At 61.2% G+C, this 13,289-nt stretch carries 11 protein-coding genes; 4 read left to right on the top strand and 7 right to left on the bottom strand.

What is annotated here, in order from left to right:
• Positions 1 to 90: 90 nt before the first annotated feature.
• Positions 91 to 468 carry a DNA-directed RNA polymerase subunit omega gene (gene rpoZ, locus QQL24_RS35830; protein ID WP_284317109.1) on the bottom strand — a complete coding sequence of 126 codons (378 nt, stop codon included), beginning with the start codon at positions 466 to 468 and terminating at the stop codon, positions 91 to 93.
• 431 nt (positions 469 to 899) lie between these two features.
• Between rpoZ and QQL24_RS35825 the strand changes: the two genes are divergently transcribed.
• Positions 900 to 1,568 carry a LabA-like NYN domain-containing protein gene (locus QQL24_RS35825; protein ID WP_284317108.1) on the top strand — a complete coding sequence of 223 codons (669 nt, stop codon included), beginning with the start codon at positions 900 to 902 and terminating at the stop codon, positions 1,566 to 1,568.
• Positions 1,569 to 1,616: 48 nt separating this feature from the next.
• On the opposite strand, the gene QQL24_RS35820 is transcribed toward QQL24_RS35825, so the two are convergent.
• Positions 1,617 to 2,483 carry an alpha-1,2-fucosyltransferase gene (locus QQL24_RS35820; protein ID WP_284317107.1) on the bottom strand — a complete coding sequence of 289 codons (867 nt, stop codon included), beginning with the start codon at positions 2,481 to 2,483 and terminating at the stop codon, positions 1,617 to 1,619.
• A gap of 182 nt (positions 2,484 to 2,665) precedes the next feature.
• Between QQL24_RS35820 and QQL24_RS35815 the strand changes: the two genes are divergently transcribed.
• The gene (locus tag QQL24_RS35815; RefSeq protein ID WP_284317106.1) at positions 2,666 to 3,310 is read left to right on the top strand and encodes a uracil-DNA glycosylase; all 645 of its coding nucleotides are present in this window, start codon (positions 2,666 to 2,668) and stop codon (positions 3,308 to 3,310) included.
• A gap of 7 nt (positions 3,311 to 3,317) precedes the next feature.
• Here QQL24_RS35815 and QQL24_RS35810 read toward each other — a convergent pair whose 3' ends face one another.
• The 3 genes from QQL24_RS35810 to dapA form a co-directional block, all read right to left on the bottom strand.
• The gene (locus QQL24_RS35810) at positions 3,318 to 3,947 is read right to left on the bottom strand and encodes an FMN-binding negative transcriptional regulator (protein ID WP_284317105.1); all 630 of its coding nucleotides are present in this window, start codon (positions 3,945 to 3,947) and stop codon (positions 3,318 to 3,320) included.
• A 948-nt stretch (positions 3,948 to 4,895) separates the two neighbouring features.
• Positions 4,896 to 5,366: an SsrA-binding protein SmpB gene (gene smpB / locus QQL24_RS35805; RefSeq protein ID WP_284317104.1), complete on the bottom strand. Its 471-nt coding sequence runs from the start codon at positions 5,364 to 5,366 to the stop codon at positions 4,896 to 4,898.
• Positions 5,367 to 5,395: 29 nt separating this feature from the next.
• Positions 5,396 to 6,283, bottom strand: coding sequence for a 4-hydroxy-tetrahydrodipicolinate synthase (gene dapA, locus QQL24_RS35800; protein WP_431310814.1), 888 nt, complete (start codon positions 6,281 to 6,283; stop codon positions 5,396 to 5,398).
• 446 nt (positions 6,284 to 6,729) lie between these two features.
• Here dapA and QQL24_RS35795 point away from each other — a divergent pair, with 446 nt between their 5' ends.
• Positions 6,730 to 8,799, top strand: a complete 2,070-nt coding sequence (locus QQL24_RS35795; protein ID WP_284317103.1) for a lytic transglycosylase domain-containing protein — start codon at positions 6,730 to 6,732, stop codon at positions 8,797 to 8,799.
• 14 nt (positions 8,800 to 8,813) lie between these two features.
• Here the strand turns inward: QQL24_RS35795 and QQL24_RS35790 are convergent, their stop codons facing one another.
• Both QQL24_RS35790 and QQL24_RS35785 read right to left on the bottom strand, forming a co-directional pair.
• Complete coding sequence (locus tag QQL24_RS35790) at positions 8,814 to 10,013, bottom strand: porin (protein WP_284317102.1); 1,200 nt, start codon at positions 10,011 to 10,013, stop codon at positions 8,814 to 8,816.
• Between the two features lie 331 nt (positions 10,014 to 10,344).
• Complete coding sequence (locus QQL24_RS35785; protein WP_284317101.1) at positions 10,345 to 11,460, bottom strand: PLP-dependent cysteine synthase family protein; 1,116 nt, start codon at positions 11,458 to 11,460, stop codon at positions 10,345 to 10,347.
• Positions 11,461 to 11,499: 39 nt separating this feature from the next.
• Here QQL24_RS35785 and QQL24_RS35780 point away from each other — a divergent pair, with 39 nt between their 5' ends.
• Positions 11,500 to 13,188, top strand: coding sequence for a hypothetical protein (locus QQL24_RS35780; protein ID WP_284317100.1), 1,689 nt, complete (start codon positions 11,500 to 11,502; stop codon positions 13,186 to 13,188).
• The last annotated feature ends 101 nt before the right edge of the window (positions 13,189 to 13,289 follow it).

The raw sequence follows: 13,289 nt of genomic DNA, 5'->3' as shown, positions 1-13,289 counted from the left end.
GCCACGGCCCTATTCAATACGGGCAGTGCACAAAAGAAAAGCGGGCCGGCATCGCCGACCCGCTTAATCTTGTCTGGAAGGGCGAAGAGCTTACTCTTCGTCGTCCGAACCGTTATTGGCCGGGGGCACCAGACCCTCCAGGCCGCGCAGCAGGTCCTCTTCGGACATGCGGTCGAAGGCGATGTTGTCGTCGGAATCGCTGGCGGCGAGCGCGGCAGGATCCGATTCGGGCTCGTCCACCTCGACATATTTCTGCATCGAGTGGATGAGGTCTTCCTTCAGATCATCCGGCGTGAGCGTCTCGTCCGCAATCTCGCGCAGAGCCACAACGGGATTTTTATCACGATCGCGCTCGATGGTCAGCGCCGCACCGCCCGCAATCATGCGCGCACGATGGCTGGCGAGCAGAACCAGCTCGAAGCGGTTCTCGACCTTGTCGATGCAATCTTCCACCGTGACGCGGGCCATGGCGAAGCCTTTCTGTACCGTGTTTTGGGATCAAGCGCGCCAACTACACCGAGCCGGAACTTTCTGCAACCCCTATCGCGGAACCATGATATGATTGTCACCATAAGCTTCACCGCACCGAGCAAGACTTTCGGAGGAGACAGCACAATAACGAGCCTTCACGTCTCGATATTGCAATAAACCAAACATGTTCCTGGCTGAAGAACGCCAATGTAGCGACACAGATCGCAGACTTGACTTTCTATACCGTCCTAGGCACAAGCGGATTGCGACAAGCTTAAGCTTGTCGTTGCTGGCTTTTCGTTGGGATTAGACACGAAGCACGCGCTTTATGTTATCTCGGCGCTCAATACTAAACTTAAATTTAGACACAAATTTTCGCTATGCTTCAGAAGCCGGCTTTAGCACAACGAACCCTGACTGGCAGAAGAATGAACAACATCCAGGAACGCATCGCCCTCTTTATCGATGGCGCCAACCTTTACGCCACAGCGAAAAGCTTGGGGTTTGATATCGACTATCGGAAGATGCTCAAGGAATACCATAGCCGCGGTTATCTCGTCCGAGCCTTCTATTACACCGCTTTGGTTGAGGATCAGGAGTACTCCTCCATCCGTCCGCTGATCGACTGGCTGGACTATAACGGTTATGCGGTCGTCACCAAGCCGACCAAGGAATTCGTGGATTCCACCGGCCGCCGCAAGGTCAAGGGCAACATGGATATCGAGCTAGCCATCGATGCGATGGAGCTGGCCGATCACATCTCGCACATGATCCTGTTCTCCGGTGACGGCGATTTCCGTTCGCTGGTGGAAGCCATGCAGCGCAAGGGTGTCCGCGTCTCGGTGGTCTCGACCGTCTCCACCCAGCCGCCCATGGTGGCCGACGAACTGCGCCGCCAGGCCGACGAATTCGTCGACCTCGTCACCTTGCAGAGCAAGATCGGCCGGGACCCCTCCGAACGGGCCGTGCGCAACCAGTCCGGCCCGAACTACCCCGCCGGCGCCGGCGCCCCGCGCCAGCCGGCACAGCAGGGCTTCGCCGGACAGACGCCCGGCTTCATGGCCGCGGGCGCCGGCAATCAGGGCGACGAGGAGTGAAGCGCCCTCGGGTGCACGTCGTGGGCTGACCGGATTGTCGGCCCTCCCTCACAGAAGAATCCACCCCTCGGGATGGAGATCACCGCAATAGGTCGAGAGCATCGTCTCCCGCGCGAACCAGTTGCGTGGCGCTACCGTCATGCCGCCCTCATGCTGGCCCAACCAGGCTCCCCACCAGCTGAAGGTGCTGTTGGCGATGACATGGTGCCGGCAATGCTGCATCAGATACATGTCCTCGAAATGAGAGGCCCCGCGCGCTATCTGCCATGGCCCCAATCCCTCCAGGACATTGCCGATGGCGGAGGGTTCGTCTGAGAAGACCAACAGGGGCACCCCAGGACAGGCGCGACGGATCAGCGAGATGGCGTTGCGGTAATAGGCGGCATCGAGGCGGCCATGAAGTGCAAGCGCCTCGGGATTCGACACGTAGTCTCCTCGCCTCACATGCACTGAGATGGCGTCGTTCGCTTCGAGCGTCGCGGCGCGGCTCCTGACGTCGTCTCCGACCAGCGGATCGAGGTCGAAGACCGCCCTGATCCTGTCCTCGATCCCGGAAAAATAACGCGGCGACTGGAAATAGCCGCGCAGCAACATCTCGCCCGACAAGGCCTCCACGGCTTGATCATAGTGAAAAACGGATTCGACAAAGCGTTTGCCTTGCCAATGCGGGTCGGCCGAAGGGAAAACGCCGACCTTCGCACCGTGGGGAAACCGGCTGAGCTCATATTGGCGCTGCCGGTCTCGGAGCAACTGAACGACATCGAAATGAAGCTCATTGCCGGCGCGGGCGGCGATTGCCATACCGGCGGCGGCTTGGAAAAGCTGATTGCCGAACCCTCCGTGGAGTTCGACATAGGTCGAGGCACGCGAAGCCACCAAGGCGTCCGGCTCTGTTGGTGACGTGGAGATCGACATGGACTGAGTGCCTCTGAAATCCGCCCAAAGAACTGCCCGCCGCACGCAAAGGTCCAAAGCGTTGGACACTGTTGCAAGGGCGGTTGAAAACACACTGACGCAGCCTTGTAATTCGCTCCGGTTTGGCGTTTCAACACATCAGTTGCAGTTCTTCCTACCTCATAACGCAAGATAAGTTTCCGATGCCTGTCCCATCGACAACCGAGCCTGGCCGAGACTGCCCGCTTTGCGACCGTCTCGTTGCCTTCCGCCTGCATTGGCGGGCCAAGGAGCCGGGCTGGCACAATGCCCCCGTGCCGAGCTTCGGTTCAATGACCGCGCGCCTGCTGATCGCGGGGCTAGCGCCCGGCCTGCAGGGAGCCAATCGCACCGGCCGTCCCTTCACGGGCGACTGGGCGGGCGACCTCCTCTATGAAACGCTGGGTGATTTCGGCTTTGCCACCGGCACCTATGACGAGCGGCCGGATGATGGGCTGGAACTCATCGATTGCCGCATCACCAATGCGGTGCGCTGCGTGCCCCCGGAAAACAAGCCTGTAGGCAGCGAGATTGCCGCCTGCCGGCCGTTCCTCACCCACACCATCGAGGAGATGGAGGGGCTCAAGGTCATCCTGGCGCTCGGCAAGATAGGCCATGACAGCGTGGTCACGGCCCTCGGCGAGAGACCGGCGCGCTACCGTTTCGCCCATCACGCCCAGCACAGGATCGGTAAGCTCATCCTCGTGGATAGCTATCACTGCTCACGCTACAACACGAACACCGGCCGGCTGACGACCCAGATGTTCAGGGACGTGTTCCAGACCATCCGGGGCCTCCTGCCCGCCTGAACGGCCGTCAGCCCTCCGAGGCGCGCTTCACCAGGTCCGCCATTGCCAGATCGCCCCGTTCCGACAGGCCGGCATGGACGCCGTCCCGGTCGGCCTCCGGCCGGTTCTGACTGACCTTCCACTTGCCCTCCAGGCTGGCGATCTCGATCTCCAGACCGACAATGCCCTTGATCTGCGCCTGCAGGAACGCCTCGGGCGCATCGTCGACATGCCAGGGCAGGAAGCGGCTCGCCTCTTGGGTGTTGGTGAGCGCGGTGATCTGCGCCCGCAGCCAGGCCGGATCGTCGAGGATCCTGAGCCGCCCATGCGCATGTACGGTGACGTAGTTCCAGGTCGGCACCACCTTGCCCGTCTCACGCTTGGTCTCATACCAGCTCGGCGTGATATAGCCCTCGACACCCTGGAAGATCACCAGCACCTCTGTCTCGGGGTCATGCTTGCGCGCCAGATCGTTGGCCCGCGCTATATGGGCGAGCAACGTGCCTTGCGGGCCCCGGTCAGCGTCCAGCAACATCGGAATGTGGTTGGCGTCGAGCCGGCCATCGGCCAGCGTCACCAGGGTCGCCAGCGGGTGGGTGCGCATGAGGGCATGCAGCACTTCCGGGCGTTCTTCGCGGAAATGAGGGGGCTGGTACATCGGCAGCTCCGTGAGAGAATCGAGTGATCGGCGCGTTTTACTCTCGAATCGAAGCGCAAGAACCAAAAATATAGTTGGCGCCAGCCAGCCAATCTGGGGATCCCTGGGATCGCAGGAGAGTGCCTCCGCCGAAGCGTCATACTCGTTGAAGTGCGGGGGAGAAAAAAGAACAAATATTGATTTTTGTTCCTTCCCGTGTTCTCATCCGTCTTGGAACGAGGCGTCAGCAGCCGGCGAAGGAACGACCCGGCTCCGAACCCTCCATCCACCCCGACAGCCTATCCTGAGCGATAGGCGCACGGCGGTCCTGCTTCTCTTGAAGCCGGCTTCCGGGGGGTGACGAGCGGGACAGACGGGATCGGCACACCATGGAAGTGCCTCGCGATGGCAGGACCACGCGATCAAAGATCCCGGGATGGAGCGGGACGGGCAACAGCCCGCCAACGCCTTCGTCCCATCTCCCGCCGATGCGGTGAAGACGGCTCATGCCTCCGTCCGGCCGGATGGAAACGCTAGGCCCCTTTGCCGAGCCGGCGTGCCTGGGTCCGGATGGTCCGTGCCATCCGCCTTGGCCCGCCTCCGCCTTCTCAGGCGGAAAAACAGGTGGCCTTGCGCGCCTTGTCAGCGTGCCCGGCAGCCGGAACAGGGCGATGGCGTCTGGCCGACAATGCGGCCTGCCATCTTCCATGATCTATGCTTTCACGGCTGCTCCGCAGCCGCCATCGCCCGGTTTCTCTTCATCAACCCAGCCTGACAAGGCGTGGGAACGAGAGCGTTTGCGTAGGGCGCCGAGAAGGCGGCGGATCGGCAAGCCGGTGTTCAGGGAACAGGAGAGGCACACAAGCATCGTGTTTGAAGAACTTGTTCCTTAAGATCCCTTAATACTTTGTTTTGTCTAGGATTTTTGTCAGGAAATTGCGAGACGCTTTTCCGGAATCTGCTCGGCGATCAGCCCTTGTCGCGCAGCAGGCGGCCTTTCTCGCGCTGCCAGTCGCGCTTCTTCTCGGTTTCGCGCTTGTCGCCCATGGTCTTGCCGCGGGCCAGGGCAAGCTCGATCTTCGCCCTGCCCTGCTCGTTGAAATAAAGCTTGGTCGGCACGATGGTAAGGCCGTCGCGCTGCACGGCCCCGATCAGCTTGGCGATCTGGCGCCGGTGCAGCAGCAATTTGCGCGGGCGCTTGCGCTCGTGGTTGAAGCGGTTGGCCTGCAGATATTCCGGGATGTCGGCATTGAACAGCAGCAGGTCGTCGCCCGACGGCCCGGCATAGGATTCGCCAATCGTCGCCTTGCCGAGACGCAGGGATTTGACCTCCGTCCCAGCCAGCACGATGCCAGCCTCGAAGGTATCGAGCAATTCGTAATGGAACCGCGCCTTGCGGTTATCGGCGACCATCTTCTGGGCGCCTTTCTTTTCGGACACGTGTCTCTCGCTTTCAGCTCAACAGAGCCTCAGTTCAGGAGGCCTGCATGGACCATGGCCTGCCGGATCTGGCCACGGGCACCCTCGGTGACCGGCAGCAGTGGCAGGCGGACTTCCTCCTTCACGCGGCCCAGAAGGGCCAAGCCGCATTTGGCGCCGGCGAGGCCGGGCTCGAGGAAGGTGGCACCATGAAGTGGGATCAACCGGTCCTGAATTTCAAGGGCCGCGGCATAATCGCCGCGCAGGGTGGCGTCCTGCAGCTGGGCGCACAGGCGCGGCGCAATGTTGGAGACCACGGAGATGCAGCCCTGTCCACCGGCGGCGTTGAAGGCGAGCGCCGTCATGTCCTCACCCGACAGCTGGATGAAATCCGGGCCAAGCTCACGGCGCTGTTGGGAGACGCGGGCGAGATTGCCGGTCGCGTCCTTGACGCCGACGATGTTCTTCAGCTCGAACAGGCGCTTCATCGTCTCCACCGACATGTCCACCACCGAGCGCGGGGGGATGTTGTAGATGAAGATCGGGATGTTGATGGCATCGTTCACCGCCTTGAAGTGCTGGTAGAGCCCTTCCTGGGTCGGCTTGTTGTAATAGGGCGTGACCACCAGCACCGCATCGGCGCCGGCCTTCTCGGCATGCCTGGCGAGGTCGATTGCCTCAACCGTGTTGTTGGAGCCGGCGCCGGCGATGACAGGAACCCGGCCCCTGGCCTGGGAGATGCAGATCTCGACCGCCCGGCGATGCTCGGCATGGCTCAGCGTCGGGCTCTCGCCCGTGGTGCCCACCGGCACGAGGCCGCTGGTGCCCTCGGCAATCTGCCAGTCAATCAGGTCGCGGAAGCCTTTCTCGTCCAGAGCGCCGTCACGAAACGGCGTCACCAGCGCGGTGAGCGAACCTCTGAACTTGGCCTTCGACATGATCTCAACTCCGCAACCGCCAGAGCAAAACGCGTTTTCGAGAAACGCTGTTTACTCTAACTCTCTGTTTCGACGCGTCTTTGCGATTCTTGACGATGCCGTCGAATCGCAAAAACGCTTTAGGTGACGGACAGCTTCGTCGCAACACCGTCGCTGGCCAGACATATACGAGCGTATCAGCCGCGAAAAGAGCGGGAGGGCGGATTCTCGGCTGAAAATACCCGGTTTCGAGCCCAGGATTTTCGCATCCATCTGGTTAATGAAGTGCGTCCGCCCTGAGAGCTGTAAAATTAGGCCGTGAATCGCGAATCCGCCGTTATCAGGTCATGAAAATCGCTATTTTCTCCCGCCTGTGTGATGGCGAGAGTGTGGCATTACGATGGAGTAATTCACGCTTCCTCAATGAGGAGACGCGAGAATAGCCAGTCTGGAATTCCTGGGTTGGCATGGCGGCAATGCTCGTGCGGTTTTTGAGTGGAACATCCCTGTTTGTTGCCGTGCTGACGGGGGCTGTCGCCGCCCCCCTCACCCCGCCCGGCGATGCGACGCTGAGCCGTTCGCCCGCCACGCTCATCAGCACCGACAGCGATATCACCGGCTCGATCGGCGCCGCTTCGCCCGTCGCACCACAGCTCCAGACGCTTCGTCAGGCCATCGATGCCTATGAACGCGGCGATCTTGCCGGCGGCGACGGTCTCGCCCACTCCCTGGACGATCCTGCCAGCCGCGCCACGGCGGAGTGGATTGCCCTCCGCAACACCTCGCGGCAGGTTGGCTTCCAGCGCATCAATGCTTTCCTGGCGGGCTATCCAAGCTGGCCCGGGAACGGACTGCTGCGCCGGCGCGCCGAGGAAGCACTCTACAATGATGGCGCCGATGCCGGCACGATCAGGGCCTTCTTCGCCTCCTCCCCGCCCGAGACCGACGAGGGCAAGGTGGTGCTCGCTTCCGTGCTGCTGCGCTCGGGCGACCAGGGTGGCGCCACGGCCCTGATCCGCGATGCCTACCGCAACAACGCGCTCTCCGGCCAGCTCGAATCCGACATCATCAGGACCTATGGCAACCTGCTCTCGCGTGCCGACCATAAATTCCGGGCCGACCGCCTGATCTATGACGGCAATTACAGTGACGGGCTGCGCGTGGCCGCCCGCGCGGGCAGCGATGTCGTGGCGCTCGCCAAGGTGCGTATCGCCGTAGCCAGGGGAGCCGGCAATGCCGGCACCCTGCTCGCTTCCAATGCATCGAGCGACCCCGCCTATGTCTTCGCCAAGGTGAGTTATCTGCGCCGCCTGGACAAGGACAAGGACGCGGCGGCGCTGCTGGGGCGCGCCCCGCGCGACGCTACGTCCCTGGTGCGGCCGGACGCATGGTGGACGGAACGGCGTCTGGTGGCACGCGCCCTGCTCGACCAGGGCGATTTCCGCACCGCCTATGCGGTGGTGGCCGGCTATACGGCCGAGAGCGACAACACGCGCATGGAAGCCGAATTCCACTGCGGCTGGATCGCCCTGCGTTTCCTGGGCGATGCCCGCACCGCAGCGCGCCATTTCTCCACTCTCAGCGCACAGTCGCAGCGGCCGATCAGCATCTCGCGCGGCGCCTATTGGCAAGGCCGCGCGGCCGAAGCGCTGGGGGACAAGGGCGCCGCCACGCGCTTCTACCAGCTCGCCGCGCGCTACCCGATCACCTACTACGGCCAGATCGCCCGGGCGCGTCTGGGCATACGAACACTGGATCTTCGCACCGTGCCGGAAGCCTCGGCGGCCACGCGGGCGGCCTTCAGCAACCTCACGGCCATACGCGCCATCACCCAGCTCTACGCCATGGACGAGCGCAATTATGCCCGTTCGCTCGTCAGCGACATGGGCAAGGGCCTGCAGGACACCCAGCAGCTCAGCCTGCTCGGCCAGCTCGCCCTCGCCAATCGTGACGCCAAGGCGGCGCTGGGCGTCGGCAAATCGGCAACGCAGCGCGGCCTGCCGCTCGACGCGATCGCCTTTCCGACCGGCGCCATTCCCGGCTACCAGGGCTCGGGCAATGTCGAACGCGCCGTGGTCTATGGCATCGCCCGGCAGGAAAGCGAATTCGGGCATGATGTCGTGAGCGGCGCCGGCGCCCGCGGCCTGATGCAGATGATGCCTTCCACCGCCAGGGCCACCGCCAAGGCCGCCGGCATGGCCTTCGACCCCAAGCGCCTCGCCACCGACCCGGCCTACAACGCCATGATCGGCGAGGCGCATCTGGGCGAACTGATCGACCGCTTCCGCGGCTCCTACATCATGACCTTCGCGGCCTATAATGCCGGTCCGTCCAAGGTCGCCGATTGGGTGAAAACCTATGGCGATCCGCGCGACCCCAAAGTCGATCCCATCGATTGGGTGGAGCGTATTCCCTATATGGAGACGCGCAATTATGTGCAGCGCGTGCTCGAGAATGTGCAGGTCTACCGCTCGAGGCTCGGCGACAAGAGCGCGCTGCTGATCGACTCGGACCTGCGCCGCGGCGAAGGGCGGTAACCGCCTGGCCCCCGTCAGAAGGTGCGCCGCACCCGCAGCACGCCCGTCCAGCCCTTCTGCTCCTCTTCAAAGGCGAAGAAGCCCTGGCCGCCCTTGCCGCGGTAGGAGGAGTAATAGGCCTCCGCCCCGAAAGAGAGGCCGCGTGTGACGGCATAGACGGCATTGCCGCCGGCCACCCAGCCCTGGATGTCGGGCGCCTGGGGAACGAAGATGCGCGTGTCGACACTCGCGGCGCTGTAGTCGAGATAGCTGCCGAGCAGGTTCACCGTAAGGGCGGGCGTCAAATTGAGACCGAACTCGCCCGTCGCCGTCCAGCCATTGCCGAGATCCGTCCTGTCGTTGAAGCGGTCGAAGGCCGCGTCGAGCTGCTGCCAACCGAGATAGGAGGACGCACCGTTCGCATAGGTGCCCTCGGCCACGATATGTCCGCCGGAAAGCACGGGTATGTTGAGGCCGAGCGCACCGCCGAAGGCGTAGCCATAATCGGAGCCGCCCAGGGGCTTGGACGGCGCCGGATAACGGATCTGGTGTGCAGCCGCGAACACGGAGGCCTCGCCCCAATCGGCGTCGTAGCGCAGATTGCCGACGATATCGGGCACCACGGATCCACCGGACGAAACCACATTGCTCGGAAAACCGAAGGTGTCGAACAGGCTGCTATGCGTGCCGCGGGCGTCCTCAATCGACAAGGTCGCCGAGAGGCCATTGCCGAATTCCAGCGTATAGGCAAGTAGATTGGTGGTCGCCGCATAGCCGAAATAGGGCTGCAGAAGATCATTGGCGTAGTCGAGATCGTAAATGCCGAAGTAGCTGTGCGCGTAGCCCGCCGTCAGGCCACCGATCTGCAGATAGGCCTTGTCGACCACGAAGCTCGTCGTCTGCCCGGGCCCGACATAGGCATCGAGCAGGAAATAGGAGCGCAGCAGGCCGTAATCGGTGTTGGTGCGCGCATCGAAGCCGACCTGCGCGCGCGTGAAAAAGCCGGTGGCATCGTCATTGCGGCTGGGCTGGTGCTGGAGCACGTAATCCGCCCTCACCTCGCCGCTGACCCGCAGGCAGGTATCGCTACCCGGCAACGCCCAGAAGCCGACACCCATCATGACACAGGCCTGCAGCTTCTCATCCGGCCCGGCCTTGCCCACAGGCAAACTCTGCGCCGCAGCGGCACAGGAGCCCATCAGCAAGACAGCAAGGCTGAAGATGCCTGCCTTCATTACTCCCCCTCGGCTGGGACTCAGAATTCCCGGACGTAGACGCCAACCTAGACTTGGCAGGATGAGGCAAAAATCGGTGTGACTCAATGGATGGCGGCAAAAACCGATCGAAACGGGGCATATTCACAGCCAGAGTTGCATAAAAGGCACGCAAACAAGGGCGGTGATGCCAGACTTGTCATAGGTCAAAATAGGTACGGCACTGACATTCGCTCGCCGACAACCTGGCCTGCGTTAATGGATCTGAGTCTTGAAGCTCGCCTGGCCCTGCTGATCTTCGTCAATGCTGCACGCCTGGTGGGAGGCTCGCTTTCACCGCACGCACCGTGCGCTACTCCCACAAACCGGAGATTGCCATGAGGCTTGCTTCGTCGGTTTGGATATAGGCTTCGATGTCGGCTGCCAAAGTCGGATTCTGCCGGCAGGCGGCTACATGAGCCGAATACTTGCCGCGGCCGTCCACGCCCAGCATGGCGACCTTGCAGGGCTGCTTCTGAAGAGACAGCCAGCGCAGGGCACCGGCCAAGACCCCGCAACTCGACAGGCCCAATGACAGGCCCGCACCCGCCTCGAGCAGGGAGTAGCAGGCAAGCGCCTGGCTGTCCGGGATCCTCAGCAATTGATAATCACCACTCTCCGGGACAAAGCTTGTCCGGCGCTTCGAACCCATACCGGGAACGAGCAATCGGCCCTCATTCATCGGCTTGGCAAGTATGTTCGAGGCAATGGAATCGACCACGATCAGTGGAAAGGACAGTTTCCGATCCCGCACATAGCGGGAGATCCCTGCTGCTGTTCCCCCCGATGACGCCGAGACAAACATTGCGTCGGGCAAGAAGGACTCAAAGGTCTCGGCTGCCGTCCATCGATAATGCGTGTTGGGGTTTCCCGGATTGTTGTACTGATCGAGAAAGGTCGCGCCCGTCTGAGCTGCAATCTCGCCTGCAAGCGCGATGCGCCCCTGATGCAGCGTCTCCCCTTGCACAGGTTCAGCGACATGAATTGATGCACCTGCGGCGCGGATGAGATCGACAGTCGCTGCAGGCGTCCCCGCCGAGACGACGATATCGACCTGCACATCGAGCATGCGGCCCAGCGATGCCAGCGCAATGCCGTAATTTCCCGACGAAGCATCGATCACGTGGCCATGCGGCCCAAGGGAACCGGAACCAATGGCTTCGGCAAGTAGCGCCCAGGCAACCCTGTCCTTGATGGATCCGAAGGCGTTCCGGTATTCCTCCTTGATTCGAATCTCGTGCTCCATTCCTCCCATGCTGACCCGTAGATGGCGCCAGGGCGTGTTCCCGATCGCAACGGGCGGTGCAAGCAGACGAGGGTGAGCAGGCCAATCCAAAATCAACGACTTCCTCTGAAGCGAGTCTTTCTGAAGCAGGATTCCTCGCTCAGCGAAGGGGGTAATGCAAGGAAACTTCTTGCTGCCCCACATGGGAATTCTTAAGAGTCCGGCCGATCAGGAGATATGTCGATGGGCGCAGAGCAATGGATGAACAGGGATGATGCGGTCGCATTGCATCGCAGCGGAGAAGTCGCGGCGGCAATCACCGCCTACAAGGGCTTGCTGATCAAGGATCCCGATGACGCCGACATCCTCGGGTTGCTGGGCGTGGCGACAGAGCAGAGCGGCGATCTTGCCGGAGCCGAGACGCTGCTGCGCCGCAGTCTGTCGAAGCCCACCACCACGGCCCTTCTTTATAGGAACTTCAACAATCTGGTCGGTCTTCTCATCGAGGCGGGGCGAGAAGAGGATGCTGGCGCGTTGGCTGCTGAGATCGAACTGCCCGACTGGCCATCGGCGCTCGTCCCGGATGCCGTACAGAGAGATACTATTGTAAGTACAGTCGAGGCATTGAAATCACTGGATGAACCAGCGAAAGCTTTACGCATTTCAAATTCAGCGGCTCCATTCTTCAGCGCAAACCTTGTATTCAGCACGCAGCGAGCAGAGTTGCTTCACGCGGACGGACAGTTGGAGAAGGCCCGCACCGAGTTGGCGCAGGACTTCGGGCCGGAAGAGGAAAGCCCGAACTTACACGCCCTTCGCGCGGCGCTTGCGTTCGAGGCACAGGACTACAAGACAAGTGCCAACTCGACGGCGAGGTTTGCGTCGACACTCCCCACCCTTCTGTCACCAAGGCAAGCCTCCCAGAAGTTCGTTCTAGCCATCTTGAACCCAGCTCCTGAAGTCATTCAAGAGCTGCGATCAACCGAATTTCTTCATTATAGTGGAAACTTTCCGTCACAACTGGCGACAGAGTTCGCAGATCGATATCGGTTTCTTTCCATCTATCCTGACTCTCCCACGGTCGCCGACGCCTTGAAAGACCTGCCGCGTCCGGCCTTGGCCCTGAACAATTTCGTCAATGCGGAGAAATTACTTGTTGAGGGTAAGTTCGCTGAAGTCTGCGCTCTGGTCGACCAACTCAGCGTTCCTGTCCTTAATCATCCGAAACTTGTGGCTCAGGTCACCCGCCAGAAAAACTCCGAGCGGTTTGCAAAGGTTGAAGGCATCATCGCGCCCCGGATCGTTCGCTATCAGAGTTCTAAGCCGCTGCGTGGTCTCCTGATTGACGACATCGAGTCTCGCTATGACTATCCTATGATCTTGCGCACAGTCTTCCAGCAGATGGGCAAGGGAACATGGCTCATTCATGATCGGAAAGAGTTGCACGAAGCGCTCGATGCGACCGATGAGCAACAAGTCTACCTGATCAACTACGTCGATCTACGTCATGAAAACGGCTTTTTTCGCCGGATACGCGCTGCATTCGTGAACAAGGTCTGGACGATCTTGCGCATCGACTACGACGGCTATTGGAATGTGAGAGGACGCAGAGAACATCACATCGTCGAGTTCTATCGCAACCATCCTGATTTGATGGAACTGTCCGACAGGATGACACTCGATCCCCAGGCCCTGCTGGACGCTTCGGCGCTCGCCAAGCTGGACGACATCGCAAAGATCATACCGTTGGACATCTTTGGCATGGATTTCGATATTACGGATGACGGCCAGATCGCAGTCTTCGAGGCCAACGCGACGATGAACCTTCTCAGCAATGCCGAAGGCGGATTGATTTATCCGCAAGAGGCTCAACGTCGTCTCACCCAAGCGTTGCATGCATTGTTCGAGAGAACGGCGGTCTCCCCGATTTGAGCATCGGGTCTGATTGCGAGCACTTGTCAGGTAGGTCCAAGCTTAACTTTATAAGCTGTCGCTACAATCTCAATCGGGGCCTCCTTTATTGAAGGACATCT

This window comes from Labrys miyagiensis (assembly GCF_030160835.1).
In the GTDB taxonomy this organism is placed as follows: Bacteria; Pseudomonadota; Alphaproteobacteria; order Rhizobiales; family Labraceae; genus Labrys; species Labrys miyagiensis.
The sequence above is the reverse complement of the archived record's forward strand: the minus strand, read 5'-3'. Positions and strand labels throughout refer to the sequence as shown.